14 protein-coding genes are annotated in these 15,938 nt (G+C 64.2%); 10 read left to right on the forward strand and 4 right to left on the reverse strand.

Annotation, left to right across the window (positions count from 1 at the left end; genetic code table 11):
- Positions 1-9: 9 nt before the first annotated feature.
- From ACWYRN_RS13865 to ACWYRN_RS13875, 3 genes are read left to right on the forward strand one after another with little or no spacing between them, the layout of a single operon-like run.
- Positions 10-1,221, forward strand: coding sequence for an ABC transporter permease subunit (locus ACWYRN_RS13865; RefSeq protein ID WP_488688126.1), 1,212 nt, complete (start codon positions 10-12; stop codon positions 1,219-1,221).
- Positions 1,218-1,985 carry an ABC transporter ATP-binding protein gene (locus ACWYRN_RS13870; RefSeq protein ID WP_488688128.1) on the forward strand — a complete coding sequence of 256 codons (768 nt, stop codon included), beginning with the start codon at positions 1,218-1,220 and terminating at the stop codon, positions 1,983-1,985. Before ACWYRN_RS13865 ends, ACWYRN_RS13870 begins: the two co-directional genes overlap by 4 nt.
- A complete protein-coding gene (locus ACWYRN_RS13875; RefSeq protein ID WP_488688130.1) occupies positions 1,985-2,707 on the forward strand; it encodes an ABC transporter ATP-binding protein in 723 nt (240 codons plus the stop codon). Before ACWYRN_RS13870 ends, ACWYRN_RS13875 begins: the two co-directional genes overlap by 1 nt.
- Before the next feature lie 336 nt (positions 2,708-3,043).
- On the opposite strand, the gene phaP is transcribed toward ACWYRN_RS13875, so the two are convergent.
- Positions 3,044-3,628, reverse strand: coding sequence for a TIGR01841 family phasin (gene phaP, locus ACWYRN_RS13880; protein ID WP_229438278.1), 585 nt, complete (start codon positions 3,626-3,628; stop codon positions 3,044-3,046).
- Positions 3,629-3,979: 351 nt separating this feature from the next.
- On the opposite strand from phaP, the gene ACWYRN_RS13885 reads away from it, so the two are divergent.
- The 3 genes from ACWYRN_RS13885 to ACWYRN_RS13895 all read left to right on the forward strand — a co-directional run bounded on the left by ACWYRN_RS13885 (position 3,980) and on the right by ACWYRN_RS13895 (position 6,959).
- Complete coding sequence (locus tag ACWYRN_RS13885) at positions 3,980-4,885, forward strand: DMT family transporter (protein WP_488688133.1); 906 nt, start codon at positions 3,980-3,982, stop codon at positions 4,883-4,885.
- A complete protein-coding gene (locus ACWYRN_RS13890) occupies positions 4,882-5,577 on the forward strand; it encodes a nitroreductase (protein ID WP_488688134.1) in 696 nt (231 codons plus the stop codon). Before ACWYRN_RS13885 ends, ACWYRN_RS13890 begins: the two co-directional genes overlap by 4 nt.
- 194 nt (positions 5,578-5,771) lie before the next feature.
- The gene (locus tag ACWYRN_RS13895) at positions 5,772-6,959 is read left to right on the forward strand and encodes a serine hydrolase (protein ID WP_488688136.1); all 1,188 of its coding nucleotides are present in this window, start codon (positions 5,772-5,774) and stop codon (positions 6,957-6,959) included.
- A gap of 13 nt (positions 6,960-6,972) precedes the next feature.
- On the opposite strand, the gene ACWYRN_RS13900 is transcribed toward ACWYRN_RS13895, so the two are convergent.
- Positions 6,973-7,758: an IclR family transcriptional regulator gene (locus tag ACWYRN_RS13900; RefSeq protein ID WP_488688137.1), complete on the reverse strand. Its 786-nt coding sequence runs from the start codon at positions 7,756-7,758 to the stop codon at positions 6,973-6,975.
- Positions 7,759-8,052: 294 nt separating this feature from the next.
- Here ACWYRN_RS13900 and ACWYRN_RS13905 point away from each other — a divergent pair, with 294 nt between their 5' ends.
- From ACWYRN_RS13905 to ACWYRN_RS13920, 4 genes are all read left to right on the forward strand, one after another.
- Positions 8,053-9,243 carry an RNA-guided endonuclease InsQ/TnpB family protein gene (locus ACWYRN_RS13905; RefSeq protein ID WP_488688139.1) on the forward strand — a complete coding sequence of 397 codons (1,191 nt, stop codon included), beginning with the start codon at positions 8,053-8,055 and terminating at the stop codon, positions 9,241-9,243.
- 74 nt (positions 9,244-9,317) lie between these two features.
- Complete coding sequence (locus ACWYRN_RS13910) at positions 9,318-9,704, forward strand: diacylglycerol kinase (RefSeq protein WP_488688141.1); 387 nt, start codon at positions 9,318-9,320, stop codon at positions 9,702-9,704.
- Positions 9,705-9,804: 100 nt separating this feature from the next.
- A complete protein-coding gene (locus tag ACWYRN_RS13915; RefSeq protein WP_488688142.1) occupies positions 9,805-10,443 on the forward strand; it encodes a peroxiredoxin in 639 nt (212 codons plus the stop codon).
- Positions 10,444-10,756: 313 nt separating this feature from the next.
- Complete coding sequence (locus tag ACWYRN_RS13920; protein ID WP_488688143.1) at positions 10,757-11,530, forward strand: sulfite exporter TauE/SafE family protein; 774 nt, start codon at positions 10,757-10,759, stop codon at positions 11,528-11,530.
- On the opposite strand, the gene ACWYRN_RS13925 is transcribed toward ACWYRN_RS13920, so the two are convergent.
- Complete coding sequence (locus ACWYRN_RS13925; protein WP_488688144.1) at positions 11,531-12,946, reverse strand: MBOAT family O-acyltransferase; 1,416 nt, start codon at positions 12,944-12,946, stop codon at positions 11,531-11,533. It abuts the gene before it with no gap.
- A 20-nt stretch (positions 12,947-12,966) separates the two neighbouring features.
- Positions 12,967-15,714, reverse strand: coding sequence for an AMP-binding protein (locus tag ACWYRN_RS13930; protein ID WP_488688146.1), 2,748 nt, complete (start codon positions 15,712-15,714; stop codon positions 12,967-12,969).
- Between the last annotated feature and the right edge of the window lie 224 nt (positions 15,715-15,938).

A 15,938-nucleotide genomic window follows, 5' to 3' on the forward strand; every position in this document is an offset into this window, starting at 1 on the left:
GGAGTCGATATGTCCTTGATTACCTTCGACCTCCAGCACCAGCCGCGCCGGGCGCGCATCAACATGGCCCTGCTGCTGGCCCTGATGATCGCCTTTCCCTTCTTCGCTTCGCAGTACGGCAATTCCTGGGTCCGCATCATCGACCTGGCGCTGCTGTACATCATGCTGGCCCTGGGCCTGAACATCGTGGTCGGCTTTGCCGGCCTGCTCGACCTCGGCTATATCGCCTTCTTTGCCGTTGGTGCCTATCTGACCGGGCTGTTCGCCTCGCCGCAGTTCGCGGCCCTGCTCGAATCGCTGGTCTATAACTATCCGGCGCTGGGGGAATGGCTGACAACCCTGTTCGGCGAAGAGATCCGGCAAAACGGCATCCATTTGTCGGTGTGGGCGATCGTGCCGCTGGCGGCGCTGGTGGCCGCCTTTTTTGGCGCGCTGCTCGGCGCGCCCACGCTGAAACTGCGCGGCGACTACCTCGCCATCGTCACGCTCGGCTTCGGCGAGATCATCCGCATCTTCATGAACAACCTGATCGAGCCGATCAATTTTACGAACGGTCCGCAGGGAATCAACATGGTCGACCCGATCCGCATCTTCGGCGTGTCGCTGGCCGGGGAAGCGGGTTCGCAGTCGACGGTGTACATCGGCGGCTACGGCATGCCGTCGGTGAACGCCTACTATTTCCTGTTCCTGGGGCTGTGCATCGCCACCATCTTCATCACCAGCCGCTTGCAGCATTCGCGCCTGGGCCGGGCCTGGGTGGCGATCCGCGAAGACGAGATCGCGGCCAAGGCGATGGGCATCAATACCCGTAACGTGAAGTTGCTGGCGTTCTCGATGGGCGCCTCGTTCGGCGGCGTGGCGGGGGCCATGTTCGGCGCCTTCCAGGGTTTCGTTTCTCCAGAATCGTTCTCGCTGACCGAGTCGATCGCCGTGCTGGCGATGGTGGTGCTGGGCGGCATCGGCCACATCCCGGGCGTGGTGCTGGGCGGCGTGCTGCTGGCGGCCTTGCCGGAAATCCTGCGCCACGTGGTCGAGCCGGCGCAGGTTGCCCTGTTCGGCGAAAAGCTGGTCGAAGCCGAAGTGCTGCGCCAGGCGCTGTACGGCCTGGCCCTGGTGCTGATCATGCTGATCCGTCCGGCCGGCCTGTGGCCCTCGCCGAACAAGGAAGAACGCCCGAACGCGGCCCTGGCGCGCGAAGAAGAAGAGGAGGCGGCGGCATGAGCGAGGTCCTGTTGAATATCTCCGGCGTCAACAAGCGCTTCGGCGGCCTGCAGGCGCTGACCGACGTCGCGATCCAGGTGGAACGCGGCCAGATCGTCGGCCTGATCGGCCCGAATGGCGCCGGCAAGACCACCTTCTTCAACGTCATCACCGGGCTGTACCAGCCCGATAGCGGCACCTTCGAGCTGGCCGGTCAACCGTATTCGCCATCGGCGCCGCATGCGGTGGCGAAGGCGGGGATTGCGCGCACCTTCCAGAACATCCGCCTGTTCGGCGAAATGAGCGCGCTGGAAAACGTGATGGTAGGCCGCCACGTGCGCACGAAGCAGGGCGTGTTCGGCGCCATCTTCCGCCACAAGGCGGCGCGCGAGGAAGAAGCGGCGATCCGCGCCCGGGCCCAGGAACTGCTGGATTTCGTCGGCATCGGGCGCTTTGCTCATCGCACGGCGAAGTTCCTGTCGTATGGCGACCAGCGCCGCCTGGAAATCGCGCGCGCCCTGGCCACCGACCCGCAGCTGCTGGCGCTGGACGAACCGGCGGCCGGCATGAACGCCACCGAGAAGCTGGCCCTGCGCGAGCTGCTGGTGAAGATCAAGAACGAAGGCAAGACCGTGCTCCTGATCGAGCACGACGTGAAACTGATGATGGGCCTGTGCGACCGCATTACCGTGCTCGAGTACGGCAAGCGCATCGCCGAAGGCTTGCCGTCCGAGATCCAGAAGAATCCGGCGGTGATCGCAGCCTACCTGGGAGGGGCCCACTGATGAGCGGCAGCATCCTGAAAATCGAGGGCCTGCAAGTGGCCTATGGCGGCATCAAGGCGGTCAAGGGCGTCGACCTGGAAGTGGGTAAAGGCGAGTTGGTGACCCTGATCGGCGCGAACGGCGCCGGCAAGACCACGACCCTGAAGGCGATCACCGGCACGCTGCCGACGGCCAAGGTGGATGGGCGGATTTCCTACCTCGGCGAGCCGCTGACCGGCAGCCAGTCCTTCCGCCTGGTGCAGCGCAAACTCGCCATGGTGCCGGAAGGGCGAGGCGTGTTCACGCGCATGACGATCCACGAGAATTTGTTGATGGGCGCCTATACGCGCGACGACAAGGCCGGGATCGAGGCGGATATCGAGAAGTGGTATGCGGTGTTTCCGCGCCTGAAGGAACGTTCGGCGCAGCTGGCCGGGACCTTGTCGGGCGGCGAGCAGCAGATGCTGGCCATGGCGCGCGCGTTGATGTGCCATCCGACCCTGCTGCTGCTGGATGAGCCGTCGATGGGGCTGGCGCCGATCATGGTGGAGAAGATCTTCGAGGTGATCCGTGATGTGTCGGCGCAGGGGATCACGATGTTGCTGGTCGAGCAGAATGCGAAACTGGCGCTGCAGGCGGCGCACCGGGGGTATGTGATGGAGTCGGGGACGATCACGATGACGGGGAATGCGCAGGATATGCTGCACGATCCGCGGGTGCAAGCGGCATACCTGGGGGAATAGGTGAAGATCAGAGGTAGTTCCTGTAGCCACAAGTAGCGACCGTAAGGTGGGCACACCGTGCCCACGCGGAAGTTAGCGCTTTGTTAGCGGCATTAAAACCGATCAGGTCGCATGCCGCAAACATGTCCCGGGCCATACCGCGAACCCTGACCAGGACCGCACACATCAACGCCGCGCTCGAGCGCCAACACGGCGCAAACATCCGCGTGGGCACTTTGTCCTTAATGCCCCCGGCATCAAGGACCCCACCGTACGGGATACGCCAACGATCTGTAAACGACAAACGGGGCCGGCTGACATCGTCAACCGGCCCCGTCTTTTACTACTGCTGAATGCTTACGCTGCGGCAGCCGCTGCGGTGTTGGCAGCAGCAGCCGGTGCCTTGGCAGCCACGTTCGAGTACTGCGAGATCGCGGCGTTCATGTTGCTTTCGATCGCTTCGACAGCCTGCTTGGTGGTCTTGCTGAACTGCTCGTAGCCGGCGTTGGCGTTGCTGATCGCGGTCTTGACGGCGGCCACGAAGGTTTCCGAACCGGCCGGGGCGTTCTTGCTCACTTCGTCGACCAGGGCGATGACCTTGCGGTTGGCTTCGACGATCTGGCCTTCGGCGGCTTTCGAGAACTCGGCGCCGGTGCCGCTGGCGATCGAGGCCAGCTGGCGGCTGTAGGTCAGGGCTTTTTCGGCATTCGGCTGGGCCTGGGCGGCGGACAGCTGGAAGAATTCCTGCGGGTCCTTGGCGGCCAGCAGCTGGCGAGCGGCGCTCGAGCTGTCCGACAGGGTGGCGCGCGCCGTGTTGATGTTCAGTTCAACCAGCTTCTCCATGCTTTCGAAGGTCTTCGAGGTCAGCGACGACATCAGGGCGAATTGCGATTCGAGGTTTGCTTTGGTGGCATTCGAGAACTGCTCTGGGATTGCAAACATAGGGTTCTCCAAACAAGACGTTATAGGGTGAATGCTGCTTAAGAATACTGCTCAGGAAGACTACCTGGACCGGTGAAGCGGGAAGCTGGCCGGTGCATCGGAAGGATTGTGCACCGCAACAGAGCGAATTTTTCCTCACTTTGGCGAGCAGGTCAAGCGTTTTTGGTGCGACGCACCATCCCGGCCGGCTTTGTTGTGTTCTTGCATCGGATGAAATACTTCTCAACAATAAAAATGAGGCCTCTGCCATCGTACCTATCGTGCGTGAGGATTTTTCTGCTACGCAAATTTGGATGGGCAGGCATGCTAGACTTGTCTTTCATGCCATCTCGCCCACCACCTTCCGCCGCCATGTCCGAGACGACCGCACCTTCGCGCCAGGCCCAGCGCTGGCTGGCGCCGCTGCCGCTGTTCTTCGTGGTCTTGTGGAGTACCGGTTTCATCGCCGCCAAGTACGGCCTGCCGTATGCGCCGCCGCTCACCTTCCTGATCCTGCGTTGCCTGGGCGTGCTGCTGGTGCTGGTTCCCATCGTGCTGATCTGGCGCGCGCCCTGGCCGGGCGGGCGCATCCTGCATGTCGCTGTGGCCGGCCTCTTGCTGCAGGCGGGTTACCTGGGCGGCGTCTGGAGCGCGATCAAGATCGGCATGCCGGCCGGCCTGTCGGCCCTGATCGTCGGCATGCAGCCTATCCTGACCGCCGTGGCGGCGCCGCTGATCGGCGAGCGGGTGCGTCCGCGCCAGTGGCTCGGGCTGGCGCTGGGCCTGGCGGGCGTGGCGCTGGTCGTGTACGCCAAGCTCGATTTGGCGCACCTGTCGGCCTTGCCGATCGTGTATTGCGTGCTGGCGCTGCTGTCGATTACCGCCGGCACCATGTACCAGAAGCGCTACTGCCCGCAGTTCGATCTGCGTACCGGCACCGTGATCCAGTTCGGCGCGACCGTGGCGGCGCTGTTGCCGCTGGCGCTGCTGTTCGAGGAATTCGACCTGCCGCTGGCGACGGTGGAGTGGAATGTCCACTTCGTCGGCGCCTTGTTGTGGTCGGTGTTCGCGCTGTCGATCGGCGCCATCTTCCTGCTGTTCCGCCTGATCAGCCGCAGCGCCGCCACCGAAGTCACGAGCCTGCTCTACCTGACCCCGCCCACCACCGCCATCATGGCCTGGCTGCTGTTCGGCGAGGCCCTCGGCCCGCTCGGGCTGGCCGGCATGGCGGTGGCCGTCGCGGGTGTCGCATTCGTCGTCAACAAGGAGAAACGATGATTTCCAACCCACAGCAAGAAGCGGTCGATGCCGCCATCACCTCGCGCCGTTCGATCCGCGCCTTCCTCGACAAGCCGGTGGCGCGCGAAGACCTGGAACGGATCCTGGAAGTGGCGGCGCGCGCGCCTTCCGGTACGAATACCCAGCCCTGGAAGGTGTACGTGCTGACCGGCCAGGCGCGCCAGGACTTGTCCGATGCCATCCTGGCCGTGCACACCGACCCGGAACAAGCGCGCCAGCACACCGAAGAATATGCCTACTACCCGCGCGAGTGGGTCTCGCCCTTCATCGACCGCCGCCGCAAGGTGGGTTGGGACCTGTACAGCCTGCTGGGCCTGACGCGCGACAACAAGGCCGGCATGGCGGCCCAGCATGCGCGCAACTTCGCGTTCTTCGACGCGCCGGTCGGCCTGATCTTCACCATCGACCGCATCATGGAGCAGGGCTCCTGGCTCGACTACGGCATGTTCTTGCAAAACATCATGGTGGCGGCGCGCGGGCGCGGGCTCGATACCTGCCCGCAGGCCGCCTTTACCCAGTACCACCGCATCATTGCCGCGCAACTCGGGCTGCCGGCGAACGAGACCGTGGTATGCGGCATGGCGCTGGGCTGGGCCGACCCGGGCAAGATTGAAAACTCGCTCATCACTGAGCGGGAGCCCCTGGCCGGCTTCGTTCGTTTCGTCGAATAAACTACAACCCCTGTAAATACCTGAATTAAAAGGCAGTTTTGTTCACTGTGCGTGCGCCACACACTGTTGAACCTCGCGTTGAAGTGCGGCAAAATGGTGACGAAATCGTGAATTCTGCTTGTGCCTGTGGCTGAGCGGACTACACTTGGCTCATGACTCATCAGTTCGGCACGCGGCAAGGTAAAGGGGTAGAAATGATCAAGCTTGCATTGGCGATGCTCGTGTCGCTGTTCCTGGTGGTGGAGCCGGTCTCCGCGGCAGGAGCGGGTGCGGGAGCGCAAGCCCAAAAGCAGGCCAGTTCGGCCAAGCAGAAGCGCCAGGCCGCCAAGAAACCGGTCAAGAAAAAAGCCGCCGCCAAGCCCAAGCGCGCCCGCAAGGAAGCGGTGGTGGCCGACAACAAGCGCGGGCGCCTGGTGCGCCGCGTCGAGGTAGTGAACGGCAAGCGCCGCGTGACCTACCAAGGCGTACGCAAGGCGACCCCGGCCGTGGCTGCGATGCGCACCGCCGGCGACATTGCCGGCCTCCACAAGACCGACGACCCGCTGTCGCTGCGCTCGAATGTGGCCTTCGTGCTCGACCAGAACAGTTCCGAAGTCCTGTTCGAAAAGAACGCCAACGTGGCGCTGCCGATCGCCTCGATCACCAAGCTGATGACCGGCCTGGTCGTGGTCGAAGCCGGCCAGGACCTGAACGAAACGCTCACCATCACCAACGCCGACGTCGACCGCCTGAAGTACAGCAGCTCGCGCCTGCCGGTCGGCGCGCGCATGACCCGCAACAACCTGTTGCACATCGCCCTGATGAGTTCCGAGAACCGCGCCGCGTCCGCGTTGGGGCGTAACTATCCGGGTGGCATCGAGGCCTTTGTCGCGGCGATGAATGCCAAGGCGAAAGAGCTGGGCATGAACGACACGCGCTACGTCGATTCCAGCGGCCTGTCGAGCCAGAACGTCTCGAGCGCGCGCGACCTGGCCAAGCTGGTGGCCTTTGCCCACCAGAAGCCGCTGCTGCGCCAGTATTCGACCGACCCGAACTGGGTGGTGGAGGCAAGCGGCCGGCCGATGCGCTACTCGAATACGAATTACCTGGTGGCGCTGCCGGACTGGAACATCGGCCTGCAAAAGACCGGCTTCATCAACGAAGCAGGGCGCTGCCTGGTGATGCAGGCCATGATCCAGGGCCGCAATGTGATCATGGTGTTCCTGGATTCAAAGGGCAAGATGTCGCGTACCGCCGACGCCGGCCGCATGCGCCGCTGGCTGGAAGCGCTGACGCCGGACAGCATCGTGCCACCCGTGCACGCCGCCGCGCCAGCGGCGAACAGCGCAGTCAATACCTCGTTTTCGACGGTGACGGCGGCGACCGTACTGCAGAAGCGCTGACCGGAGAAGATCCTCAGGCGGCCGAGGCCGGGCGGAAACCAAGCGTCGCCGAAATCTGCCCGGCGGTCTGCACCAGATCGTCGAGCCAGTCTTCCTGCAAGCGGTCGGCCGGGGCCGAAATCGACAGGCCCGCCACCAGCTTGCCGCCGTCGTCGTAGATGCCGGCGGCCATGCAGCGCACGCCCAGTTCCAGCTCCTCGTTGTCGCGCGCATAGCCGCGTGCGCGCACCAGGCCCAGTTCGCGTTCGAGCTTGGAGAGATCGGTGATGGAATTCTTGTTGTGCCCGGCCAGGCCGGTGCGGGTGGCATAGGCGCGGATGGCTTTTGCTTCGTCCACCGACAGGAACAGCTTGCCGGTGGAAGTCAGGTGCAGCGGGCCGCGGCCGCCGATCGCGCGCACCACCTGCATGCCCGAGCGCTCGGAAAAGGCGCGGTCGATGTAGACGATCTCGTCGCCCTGGCGCACCGACAAATTCACGGTCTGCTGGGTCTTCTTGTGCAGGGCGCGCATGAAGTCGAGCGCCGCTTCGCGCACCGACAGCCGGCTCTTCACCACATTGCCCAGTTCCAGCAGGCGCATGCCGAGGCGGTAAGTGCCCGGCTCGACGCGGTCGACGAAACGCGTGACCACCATGTCGTTCAGGATGCGGTGCGCGGTCGACGGATGCAGGCCGGAGACCTTCGAGAGTTCCTTCAGGCTGACAGGGTCCGGATAGGTGGCCAGGGCGTCGAGCAGGGCGACCATGCGTTCAATCACCTGGATCGAGGTCTTGGTTGGTTCAAGGGTGTCGATTTTCATGATGTGGTTGGTGCAGTGCAGTATCGTTTTACTTTATACCATAATGCGAAAAACGGCGACGGATTCACTAGTGCCCGGCATCTAACACAAGCCGATTCCCGCCACGGGAGGGTTTTTAGCAGTAACCGCTAATTTGTCTAAAAATACGCAAACTTATCCAAGATGGATAAGTTTGCTCCCTCATGACCACCCGTAAAAGCACTTGTATTGTGTTTTCTGCGCAGCTGTAAGACAGGCGCAGTCATCGGAACCAATAACTGATCGACAGTGTCGAACATGGGCAAAGGAGGCGCGATGATCCTGGCCCATCGTATTCGGCTCGATCCCAACAAGGTGCAGGCAACGTATTTGACGCGTGCAGCCGGGACCGCGCGGTTCGCCTATAACTGGGCACTGGCCGAATGGGGACGGCAATTCGAAGCGTGCAGGCTCAACCCAGCCTTGCCCAAGCCAAACGAGGCGGCGCTGCGGCGCCAGCTCAACGCCATCAAGCGCACGCAATTCCCGTGGATGCTGGAAGTGACGAAGAATGCGCCACAGCTGGCGATCATGCAACTGGGCCGCGCTTTCCAGAATTTCTTCGAGAAGCGGGCACGCTACCCGAGGTTCCGGCGCAAGGGGATCAACGACCGGTTCACATTGACCAACGACCAGTTCCAGGTCGATGGCAAACGCATCCGTATTCCGAAACTCGGATGGCTGAGGATGCGTGAAAGCCTGCGCTACACAGGACGGATTGTCTCTGCGACCGTTTCCCGCACAGCCGGCCAATGGTATGCCAGCATCAGTATCGACACCTCAGACGCACAGCTGCCGCCAGCCGAAAACGGAGGCGCGGTCGGCATCGACTTCGGCGTGACGCACCTGGCCACCTTGTCGACTGGACAGAAAGTCACAGGACCCAAGGCATTGCGAGCCTTGCTGGATCGCCTGCGCCGCCTGTCATGCGCTCTGTCGCGCAAGGCAAAGGGTTCATGCAATCGCAAGAAGGCCAAAGGCAAATTGGCCCGCCTGCACGCCAGGATCGCCAACGTGCGCGCGAACGGCTTGCACCAGCTCAGCGCAAGTATCACCCGGCGCTTCCACGTCATCGGCATCGAGGATTTAAACGTCAAGGGCATGCTCGGCAACCGCTGCCTGTCACGTGCGATAGCCGACATGGGCTTTGCCGAACTGCGCCGCCAGCTCGTGTACAAAGCGCAGCGGCGCGGTGGGCAGGTGATCGTCATCGATCGCTGGTATCCCAGCAGCAAGACCTGTTCCTGCTGTGGTTACAAGCGCGATGCACTCAGCCTGGACGTACGCCAGTGGACCTGCCCTGGATGCGCAACGCACCATGACCGCGACGTTAACGCGGCAATCAATTTAAGAAACATGGCGGTGAGTTCCACCGTGTCGGCCTGTGGAGGGGAAGGCGCTGGCCCTGTGCTTCATGCGCAGAGCGAAACCAGCCCCTGTGAAGCAGGAATCCAACAGAAAAGTTAACGATGCTTAGCTTTGCGTAAGTTTGGAAGAACGGAAGGCATAATGACAGTTCTGCATGTCATGACGGAAATTAAATGGAAGAGCCAGTCAGCGAGTTCAAGAGCAAGAGCGGGTTTCGGCGCATCATCAACGCCTCCAATTATTCGATCCAGGGCCTGGCCACGGCCTGGCGCATCGAACATGCCTTCCGCCAGGAGGTATTGGTGTTCGTACTGGGCGTGATCTTCGCCTTCATCCTGCCGGTGTCCGGCTTCCAGAAGCTGGTGCTGATCGGCGTGCTGCTGCTGGTACTGATCGTCGAGCTCATCAATTCGGCCTTCGAGGCCGTGGTCGACCGCATTTCGCTGGAGCGCCATCCGCTGTCGAAGAATGCCAAGGACTTCGGTAGCGCTGCCGTCGGGCTCACGGTGGTATTGGCCGCGATCACCTGGGCGACGATTCTTTATAACCGGTTTGGGTGATAACTCGACAAGCTTATATAAAATGCTCCACAATAGGCACGATGTCTTCCGGCGGCGTCATGGTGGCGCCGCCTGCGCAACGTCCTGAATGGAGATGAACATGAGCTTACGCCTTGGCGACACCGCACCTGATTTTGAGCAAGATTCCAGCATCGGCCGACTCCGCTTCCATGAGTGGGCAGGCGATTCCTGGGTCGTCCTGTTTTCGCACCCTGCCGACTTCACCCCGGTCTGCACCACCGAACTGGGCCTGACCGCCAAGCTGAAGCCGGAGTTCGACAAGCGCAACGTGAAGGCCATCGCGCTGTCGGTCGACGCCGCTGAACAGCACAAGAGCTGGATCAAGGACATCGAGGAAACCCAGCAGACCGTGGTCGGCTTCCCGATCATCGCCGATGCCGACAAATCGGTCTCCGCGCTGTACGACATGATCCACCCGGAACAATCGGCCACCGCCACCGTGCGCTCGCTGTTCGTCATCGACCCGAAGAAAAAAGTGCGCCTGACCATCACCTACCCGATGAGCACCGGCCGCAACTTCGACGAAGTCCTGCGCGTGATCGACGCCCTGCAGCTGACCGACGGCTACACCGTGGCCACGCCGGGCAACTGGAAGGATGGCGACGACGTGATCATTCCGCTGACGGTGCAGGACCCGGCGGTGCTGGCGGAAAAATATCCGAAGGGCTTTACGTCGCCGAAGCCGTACCTGCGGTTGACGCCGCAGCCGAACAAGTAATCGGCGTTCGTCCCTCCGATTAACCCACACACTGGTCGGAGGGAGTAGGGTGGGCTCTTGAGCCCACGCGGTGCTCCAGTAATGTGTCGATATGCATCCCGGTAGGGGAACGTACACGGGCGTCCCGGTTGGGCCGCGTGGTATCAACCGATGGGACCGCGTGGGCACAGGTGCCTTTCGCGGCCCGGCCCACCCTACAAATTCAACGTCCCGCCTTGCCCCTAAGCTCAGCCTCCGCATAAGCAAATAAGGAAGCTGTCGTTTGTCCCACGGCTGACCCGGCTTACTCTTGGGTTCACCTGAGGGACCATGCATGTTAATCACCTATATCACCGCCGGCTTCGCAGTCGGCTTGCTGGTGGGCATGACGGGCGTCGGCGGCGGCTCGCTGATGACGCCGCTGCTCACGCTGCTGTTCGGCGTTTCGCCCACCGTTGCCGTGGGTACCGACCTGGCCTTTGCCTCGATCACGAAGAGCGCCGGCACCATCACCCACCGCTTCAACAACACCGTCGACTGGACCATCGTGCGCCGCCTGTGCCTGGGGGCGCTGCCGGCGGCGCTGGTGTCGACGCTGGCGCTGCGCCACTTCGGCGCGCTCGAGGCCCACATCGGCCAGGTGATCCGCTACGCGATCGCCGGCTCGGTGATGCTGACGGTGGTGGCGCTGCTGCTGCGCCGGCGCATGATCGCCTGGATGACGGCCCACCCCGGACGCCAGCTGCAAGGCCGCAGCCTGACCGTCGCCACCGTGGTCTCCGGCGCCATCCTCGGCGTGCTGGTGACGGTGTCCTCGATCGGCGCCGGCGCCATCGGCGCGACCCTGCTGGTGCTGCTGTATCCGAAGCTGACGCCGGCCGAGGTGGCCGGCACCGACATCGCCTACGCCGTGCCGCTGACGGCGATCGCCGCCCTCGGCCACTGGTGGCTGGGCTCGATCGACTGGATGCTGCTGCTGACCCTGCTGATCGGTTCGCTGCCCGGCATCACCCTTGGTTCCATGCTGGCGCGCAAGGTGCCGGAGCGCTTCCTGCGCGCGCTGCTGGCAGTCACGCTGACCGGCGTCGCGGCCAAGCTGGTCTACTGATCAGAACTGGAAATAAATGAAGCCGCCCTGGCCGCGCGTCATGGCGGCCACCATGTACAGGGTGGCGACCAGGCCCACGCCGAACAGCCAGGCCGGCTGCGCCGTCACATAGGCCATGAAGCGGTCGCGCCAGTGCACCGGCGTGAAGTGCAGGCCTGCGGCGGCGGCCAGGGCCAGGAAACCGGCCACCGACAGCGGGAACTGGCCCGCGGCCGGCTGCACCAGGCGCAGCATGTAGTCGCCGGCCGCGTCCAGGTCGGTGCTGCGGAACAGCAGGCGCGTCAGCACCACCACCACGAAGATGAAGGCGACCTGCAGCGCCAGGCGCCGGCCGCGGTAGACCAGCGGGGCGCCGCGCCGGGCGCGCGCCATGTCGCGGTGGTGGCCGATCGCCACCATCGAGCCGTGCAGCAGGCCGTACACCACGAACTTCCAGCCGGCGCCATGCCACAGCCCGATCGCCACGAACACGATCAGCAGGTTCACCCAGGTCGGCACCACGTGCCACTTCGAGAGCGGCTCGTACAGGTAGTTGCGGAAGAACGAAGACATGGTGATGTGCCAGCGCTGCCAGAAATTCGCGATGCTGGTGGCCAGGTAGGGCCGGTTGAAGTTCACCGGCAGGCGGTAGCCGAACAGGGCCGCGGCGCCGCGCGCCATGTCGGTGTAGCCGCTCAGGTCGAGATAGACCTGGAAGCTGTAGCCGAACAGGGCCAACCACAGGAAACCCGTGGAAAAGTCGCCCGGCCGCGCAAAGGCGGGGTCGACCAGGCAGGCGCCCAGGGTATCGGCGATCAGCACCTTCTTGACGATGCCGCGCATGATCAGCGCCAGCCCTTCGAATTGCTGGGCCTGGGTCGCCACGCGCGGCGTCGCCAGTTGCGGCAGGAAGTACTCGGCGGTGACGATGGGCCCCGACAGCAGGCGCGGGAAGAAGGCCATGAACAGCGAAAAATCGAGCAGGCTGCTGGGGCGCGCGATGCGGCCGGCGTACAGCGCCACCGGATAGGTGAGCGCCTGGAAGGTCAGGAAGGAGATGCCGACCGGCAGCAGGATCTGCACGAAAGGCACCAGGCTGCCCATGCCGAGCCAGTCGGACAGGGAATTGACCATGGTCCCGAAGAAGTTCAGGTACTTGAAATAGCCCAGCAGGCTGAGGCTGAGCACCACGGCGCCGGTGATCGCGCGCTTCTGGGCGCCGCGGTCGGTGTTGTGGGCTACGGCATTGCCGGCCACGTAGTTGATGGCGGTGAGGGCCAGCAGCAGGCCGCAGAAACGCCAGTCGATGGTCGCATAAAAATAATAGCTGGCCGCCGTCAGCAGCAGCTTTTGCGCGCCGTGCCGCCCCTGCAGCAGGCGGTGTACGGCGAGCACCGCCGTGAGGAAGACCAGGTAGCCGAAGCCGGTAATGTCCATCGTGAAGTTCGCTTCCGGGTTCAGTGTGATGCGGCGGAGTTGTGGGCAACGACACCGGCCGGGCGCACCAGCTGCGTGTCGTTCACCAATGCCTGGTAGATCAGCTGCGAGGCCGCTTCTTCGCCGGCGGCCGTGAAGTGGGCGGCGTCGACGAAATACTTCGGCCCACCCGGCATGGCCTGGCCCAGGTCGACCAGCGGCACCTTGCGGCTGCGCGCCACCTCGGCGATCACGCCATTGAACAGGTTGCCTGCCTTGTTCAGCCCCTCGTAGTCGAGGCAATGGTTGTAGTACAGGGCGCTGGTGGCCAGCTTGCGGCCGGCCGCGCCGTCCTCAGGCCGGAAGCCGCGCGCCACGGTCAGCAGGACCGGCGCGATGCCGGCGCCTTCGAGCTTGGTGACGATGCTGTCCAGCCCCTGGCGGTAGGAGTCGGGAATGCGGTCGGTCGGGTCGACGATGCCGGCGCGCCCCGGGGAATCGCGCAGCGCCACGGTGTTCTTGGAAATGATGGTGCCGCTCAGGGTCCAGCCCGGCAGCGAAGGCGCCGGCAGCGGCTGCAGCGGCGACGAGACCCCGGCGCTGTTGCGGCAGATATAGGCCATGTCGTTGAAGCCCGCATACACCAGCACCGCGGTCGGGCGCAGCGGCATGATGCCGCGTTCGACCAGGATCTCGATTTCGCGCAAGGTGTAGCCCTCGACACCGGCATTGATGACGTTCACCGTGCGGCCCGGCATGGCCTGGCGCAGCTGGCGTTCGAGCAGGGCCGGGAAGGTGGCGCTGTTGGTCTTCGCATACGCGCCGGCGACGGTCGAGGCGCCGACGACGACCAGCCGGAATTCGCCGGGAGCTGGTTCGGGCGTGATCTCGGCGCTGCGAAAGCCCAGCGAATTGGTGCTGAATTCGCGGCCCTCTTTTTGCGACACGTCGCGCAGATTGGGACGGTAGGTCTTGACGCCGTAGTGCTCGTTCATCGCCACCCGGCTCTGGCCGGTGGCCAGGTCGAGCGCGCTGCGCCCGGTTTTCAGGTAGGCGCGCGCCTGCAGCAGGACTTCGCCGCCCACCAGCAGGGCCAGCGCCACCAGGCCGGCGCGCAGCAGGCCGCTCGAACGCCAGCTGGCGTCGTTGGCCGCGCCGCCCGGGGCGGCCGCAGGCCGGTCCTTCAAGGCTTCGAGCGAGGCAATCGACTGCGCCTCCCAGTTGTCCGGCACCGTGCCCAGGTACTGTTCCAGCGCCAGCGACAGCTCGACCAGGTTGATCGAGTCGCCGCCCAGGTCGAGGAAACTGTCCTGCGGGCGTACGTCGGGGTTGCCGAGGATGTCGCGGTAGGCATCGATCAGGCGCTGCTGTCCTGGCTGGGCCTGGGCCTGGGCCGCGGCTTCGTGGCCTAGGCGCAGCACGGTGCGGTAGTCGAATTTGTTGGAGGGCAGGACCGGCAGCGCGTCCAGGTGCAGCACGGCCAGCGCCGACAGCGGCAGGCCGAAGCGCTGTGCCAGCGCCTGCCTGAGTTCCTGCTTCACCCCGGCCGGGTCGGCGGCGCCGGTCAGCGCCACCACCACCAGGGCGTCGTCGCCGCTGACGATGCCCTGCAGGCCGCGTGCATGGACCCAGCGTTCGATCTCGTCGAGGCTGATGCGCAGGCCGACGATCTTCGAGAAGCGGCTCTTGCGGCCGACGATGGCATAGCAGCCGTTTTCCTTGCGGCAGGCCAGGTCGCCGGTGCGCAGGACATCCGGGCCGCAGCCCAGCGCCAGGTCCGCAGCCGATTCGGCATAGCCCATCATCACGTTCGGGCCGCGGTAGACCAGTTCGCCCGGGGTGTCGGCGGCCAGCACCGGTTCGCCATCTTCGCCGATCAGTTCGAAACTGCCGCCGGGAATCGCGACGCCGATGGCATCGATGTTGTCCAGCAGCTGCTCCGGCGGCACGTAGGCCATGCGCGGGCTGGCCTCGGTCTGGCCGTACATGACAAAGACCTGCTTGCGCGCGGCCGCCGCCCATTGCGCATACAGGCGCACGCGCTCGGCCGGCAGGCGTCCGCCGGCCTGGGCCAGGTAGCGCAGGGAAGGATAGTGGCGTCCGCGAAAGCCCATCCGTTCCAGCAGGTCGAAGGTAAACGGCACGCCCGACAGGCTGGTGGCCGCTTCTTCCTCGAAAAAGGTCCAGAACTGCGGGTCGGCGACCGAGCGCGCGGTGAGCAGGATGGTGGCGCCGGCGTGCAGGTGCGAATTCAGGACCGACATGCCGTAGGAGTAGTACAGCGGCAGGCTGGTGATGGCGCGGTCGTCGGCGCCGATGCCGAGGTAATCGGCGATCGCGGCGGCGTTCGACTGGATATTCGCACGCGACAGGCGCACCAGCTTCGGGCTGCCGGTCGTGCCCGAGGTCGACAGCAGGATGCACAGTTCAGGGTGTAGCGCGGGCGCAGGCGCCGCCGGCAAGGCTTCGAAGCCCCAGCCATGTTCGCCTTCGCGGTAGACCAGCGCCGCGCCATAGGTGAGGCTGGTGCGCGGGTCGGCTGCGGTCGAACCCGGTTCGGCCAGCACCACCGGGTAGCCCGCATGCAGGCAGGCGAGGTAGGCGACCACGCAGTCGACGGTGTTGGCAGCTTCGAGGATGACCAGGCGGCCAGGGGCCGGCAGGCGTGCGGCCTGGGCCTCGACGGCCTCGGCCAGTTGCGCGTAGCTCAGGCGCACCCCGGTATCGGTGACGATGGCAGACGCGGCGCCACGTTCGCGCAGGCGCCTTGCAAACAGCAGTACCGACATGGATACGTCTCTCCCGAATGGCGCGTAAGCCGTTCCCATGCCGGCAATGGCGCGGTCAGGGCGTCCTGGATGGTGACTGTGGATAGATTTTCCACTTACTGTAAGTATAAAAGAAATTGTTATTAAGTAAAGCGGGTAAAGTTATTCTGTTGTAAAAATATAATTTCCTTAAGGAATTTTTCTTACGGGCTTGATGAAGAGAGAGGGCATCGGTGGGGTAGTGC

Source organism: Massilia sp. BAP21 (genome assembly GCF_057801335.1).

Bases quoted from the DNA above. Each gene is read 5' to 3' on its own strand.
- ACWYRN_RS13865 (WP_488688126.1), top strand. From the start codon at position 10: ATGTCCTTGATTACCTTCGACCTCCAGCACCAGCCGCGCCGGGCGCGC.
- ACWYRN_RS13870 (WP_488688128.1), top strand. From the start codon at position 1,218: ATGAGCGAGGTCCTGTTGAATATCTCCGGCGTCAACAAGCGCTTCGGC.
- ACWYRN_RS13875 (WP_488688130.1), top strand. From the start codon at position 1,985: ATGAGCGGCAGCATCCTGAAAATCGAGGGCCTGCAAGTGGCCTATGGC.
- phaP (WP_229438278.1), bottom strand. From the start codon at position 3,628: ATGTTTGCAATCCCAGAGCAGTTCTCGAATGCCACCAAAGCAAACCTC.
- ACWYRN_RS13885 (WP_488688133.1), top strand. From the start codon at position 3,980: ATGTCCGAGACGACCGCACCTTCGCGCCAGGCCCAGCGCTGGCTGGCG.
- ACWYRN_RS13890 (WP_488688134.1), top strand. From the start codon at position 4,882: ATGATTTCCAACCCACAGCAAGAAGCGGTCGATGCCGCCATCACCTCG.
- ACWYRN_RS13895 (WP_488688136.1), top strand. From the start codon at position 5,772: ATGATCAAGCTTGCATTGGCGATGCTCGTGTCGCTGTTCCTGGTGGTG.
- ACWYRN_RS13900 (WP_488688137.1), bottom strand. From the start codon at position 7,758: ATGAAAATCGACACCCTTGAACCAACCAAGACCTCGATCCAGGTGATT.
- ACWYRN_RS13905 (WP_488688139.1), top strand. From the start codon at position 8,053: ATGATCCTGGCCCATCGTATTCGGCTCGATCCCAACAAGGTGCAGGCA.
- ACWYRN_RS13910 (WP_488688141.1), top strand. From the start codon at position 9,318: ATGGAAGAGCCAGTCAGCGAGTTCAAGAGCAAGAGCGGGTTTCGGCGC.
- ACWYRN_RS13915 (WP_488688142.1), top strand. From the start codon at position 9,805: ATGAGCTTACGCCTTGGCGACACCGCACCTGATTTTGAGCAAGATTCC.
- ACWYRN_RS13920 (WP_488688143.1), top strand. From the start codon at position 10,757: ATGTTAATCACCTATATCACCGCCGGCTTCGCAGTCGGCTTGCTGGTG.
- ACWYRN_RS13925 (WP_488688144.1), bottom strand. From the start codon at position 12,946: ATGGACATTACCGGCTTCGGCTACCTGGTCTTCCTCACGGCGGTGCTC.
- ACWYRN_RS13930 (WP_488688146.1), bottom strand. From the start codon at position 15,714: ATGTCGGTACTGCTGTTTGCAAGGCGCCTGCGCGAACGTGGCGCCGCG.